Here is a 2,803-nt window from a genome sequence, read left to right as displayed (position 1 = left end):
CTTTTGTCATATGATCTCCTGCTGTTTTAATTTCCTCAGTAACTTTCAAAATATCATTCTTATTCGCCTTAACCCACTTTTGACCTTCATTTGCAGCGTCTTTTACACTAACTAAAGTTTCTTTAGTGACGCTAGAAATTTTATTTTTCGCATTATTATAGCCCGCTATAGTCCCCTGGACAAGTTGATCCAAGGGATTTTTAGGGAGTGTGCTTCACAATTCCATTAGGTATTTATTATCACTCCTGTTCTAATTCGATTTTCCGTTTGAAATAAATCCGCTGTGCTTCCTCTTCTTTTTCCACAATTAGCTTAGCGTAAGCCAATTTATCAGAACAGAACTCGGGGTAACCAATCACCATTTGTATATAAGGATAAATATCTTCATCTTTCCCAATCGTTCGAACATGCCAATTGGCGCTTGCCTTTTCATCAGTAATTTCAAACAATTGGCAAGGACATACAGAAATCAATCCTTCATCAACTAAGTAGCCTTGATAGTTTTCAAAAACAACAATCCCCATTACTAAATATTCCCGTCCTATAGTTATTTCCCCATATATGGAATTGCCACTTGCACCAAAACGTCCAAATTGTTCATTTAATAATGGCTTGTTCTCATAAGGACGTAAATCCAACCCGGTTTTATATAAACATTTTACTTTCATCTCTATTTAAATTTAAAATCATCAACAGCCTTTAATACATCACCAGCAAATTTGCCAACATAATGAATAGTTGTTTTAGACCCATCTAATGCTTCATGACTATACTGCATTTTACTCCAACCAAACCATCTCTTATCCTTCATAGTACCTAAACTCTTGATAACAGTTCCCAAGGTAGGATTAAAGCAGGAAAGTAATCTGTTATATAATACCAGGTCGCAGTAAAAATCATCACCACCGATATGTATTCTTTTTTGCCTGGCAACAAATGAAAATCCGTTTCCAAGTTCGAGCAGGAATTCCTGTAGGTGAGTGATGATGGCAGATTCCAGGTCCTTTTCGTAGTAAGAAGACTCATTTTAGGCCAAGGAATTCGAGATACATTGGATCTTTAATGATCTGTTTGGCGTCGGTAGGTTGTTGTTCCTGATTTGCTACGGCCAGAACAGCGTCCTGATCATTGCTCATTAAAAGCCGTTCGAAAAGGCTGCTGTTGATTTGTCTTTCTAACTGGCGTGCAGACCAGTTATTCTTTACTGTTTCAGCAATATAAAACTCAATTTTATTCTGCGAATCCAGTCGAATAAGGAATCTATAATGCGCCCAGCTCAATTGCGAACGCACTGCGTTCGCATTGGAAATACTCGGTAGAATTGCCTGAATAGCTCTATTTGTCTTCTTGAATATCCAGTGCCAAATTCTGGTTCAAGCGAATCGGCTATATGCTTGACAAGAAACTTTCCGTAATCAGCCCGGTCTTTTCCTTCCTATCATCAAGGCAAAACCTTACGCATAGTCAAACTGTCCAAGCTCTTCCTGAAACTCTTTACCGTTATAGGTGTAATTAGTTAAGGAGAAGTGACCTTCCGATTAATCTCTATCCCAAAGGATAATAATTATCTATCTACAGTTGTTTTTTACCCAAATTCTATACTAGTTTATTGATTAAAGGCAAAAAGGCTCATTCTTTAGTGGGGACTAATGATAGGCGGTTAGACATATTAAATGTTAGCGTAATTTATTATTTCTCTATAAATTCTTTAAAAAGAGTTATCAAGAGCTGAAGCTTAGAAGCATCTCCAACAGCAGTAAAAAATTCTCCGTTTGAAGTAACGTCATACCAATCCTCATCACTATTAAGCACTTTCATTGACATCTTTTTTCCTTCATAGCGAGTTTCCAACAAATCCACCCTCAATGACCAACCAGGATTATCTATTGTACCTATTTGAATTCCATAAGTATGTTCCCAATCTCCATTACATTCTGATTTGTACCAATCAGCCAACCATTCGCTTATATTCATATCGTTTAATTATTGATTCGATAATTATACAACTAAAAACTATAATGCAAATACAATTGCTAAAATAATTGAACCTAAAAAGGGCTTTACAATTGAGTGTAAAATATAATAAGGCTTGAATTTCCTCTATAGTAAGGCTGGTTAACTGCTACGATTTTGCTATCGGGTGCGGAACCAGTTTTTGAAGAGCAGGAAAGTCTGATGAAAATTTTAGGTGAAAACATTAAATATCTGGGGGCTAAAATTTCGGCGGCTTCAGCCTTATGGACCTGGGCAATTATCGAGATATTATTGCCGAAATTACACCGGGGTTTACGGAATTCTTTAAACATGAGCTTGATGTGACCCATAGTGGTGATTATACCATCAGTCAAAGCCCGTTATCCATAAGTGCTGCGGCAACAGCACGTATTTCGACCGCCATGAAAGACAGTGGGATAGACTATACCTTTCATGAAAATATAAGTCTTATGCTGAAAAAAGCAGTTCAGGCTGGTTATGAGAAGGAAGAGCTTGCTGCGCTGGTTAAAATTGTGCGTGTTGGCTAAACTTTGTATTACACAAATTCAATATAGCTGCCATGAGTTATATATTCTATATATTGTTTTTCTTCTATATTATTCGGCTGAAAAAAGCGCAGTTCGATTGCATCGGTACTGATATTATTTTCCTTAATAGTAACATCAATCACCAGGACTGCAATCTTATAATCCCCATTTTTGACCCCGCTTTTAAGCCCATTCTCTAACATGGAAATTAGTTCTAAGGAAGACGGAAAATCATCATTTAGGTATGCAGATACAGGCTTAATTTGATCATTTTTATCAAT

6 protein-coding genes and 2 pseudogenes are annotated in these 2,803 nt (G+C 36.7%); 1 reads left to right on the top strand and 7 read right to left on the bottom strand.

The window, feature by feature from the left end; translation table 11 throughout:
- From R2Q85_RS24425 to R2Q85_RS24400, 6 genes and pseudogenes are all read right to left on the bottom strand, one after another.
- Positions 1-193: hypothetical protein (locus R2Q85_RS24425; RefSeq protein WP_316814427.1), on the bottom strand; the 193-nt coding region annotated here is incomplete at its 3' end.
- A gap of 46 nt (positions 194-239) precedes the next feature.
- Positions 240-668 carry a hypothetical protein gene (locus tag R2Q85_RS24420; protein WP_316814426.1) on the bottom strand — a complete coding sequence of 143 codons (429 nt, stop codon included), beginning with the start codon at positions 666-668 and terminating at the stop codon, positions 240-242.
- Positions 669-670: 2 nt separating this feature from the next.
- Positions 671-811 (bottom strand): hypothetical protein, encoded by a 141-nt coding sequence (locus R2Q85_RS24415; protein ID WP_316814425.1) that lies wholly within the window; start codon positions 809-811, stop codon positions 671-673.
- Between the two features lie 51 nt (positions 812-862).
- A pseudogene (locus tag R2Q85_RS24410) lies at positions 863-1,006 on the bottom strand (PDDEXK nuclease domain-containing protein); the annotation flags it as partial.
- Positions 1,007-1,022: 16 nt separating this feature from the next.
- Positions 1,023-1,390 (bottom strand): annotated as a pseudogene (locus R2Q85_RS24405) (DUF1016 N-terminal domain-containing protein).
- Between the two features lie 299 nt (positions 1,391-1,689).
- Positions 1,690-1,974 (bottom strand): immunity 53 family protein, encoded by a 285-nt coding sequence (locus R2Q85_RS24400; protein WP_316814424.1) that lies wholly within the window; start codon positions 1,972-1,974, stop codon positions 1,690-1,692.
- Positions 1,975-2,237: 263 nt separating this feature from the next.
- Here R2Q85_RS24400 and R2Q85_RS24395 point away from each other — a divergent pair, with 263 nt between their 5' ends.
- A complete protein-coding gene (locus tag R2Q85_RS24395) occupies positions 2,238-2,522 on the top strand; it encodes a hypothetical protein (protein ID WP_316814423.1) in 285 nt (94 codons plus the stop codon).
- Between the two features lie 8 nt (positions 2,523-2,530).
- Here R2Q85_RS24395 and R2Q85_RS24390 read toward each other — a convergent pair.
- Positions 2,531-2,803: hypothetical protein (locus R2Q85_RS24390; protein WP_316814422.1), on the bottom strand; the 273-nt coding region annotated here is incomplete at its 5' end.

Source organism: Pedobacter heparinus (assembly GCF_032678725.1).
GTDB classification, from domain to species: domain Bacteria; phylum Bacteroidota; class Bacteroidia; order Sphingobacteriales; family Sphingobacteriaceae; genus Pedobacter; species Pedobacter heparinus_A.
Note: the sequence above shows the minus strand (reverse complement) of the source record. Positions and strands in the feature narration are given on the sequence as shown.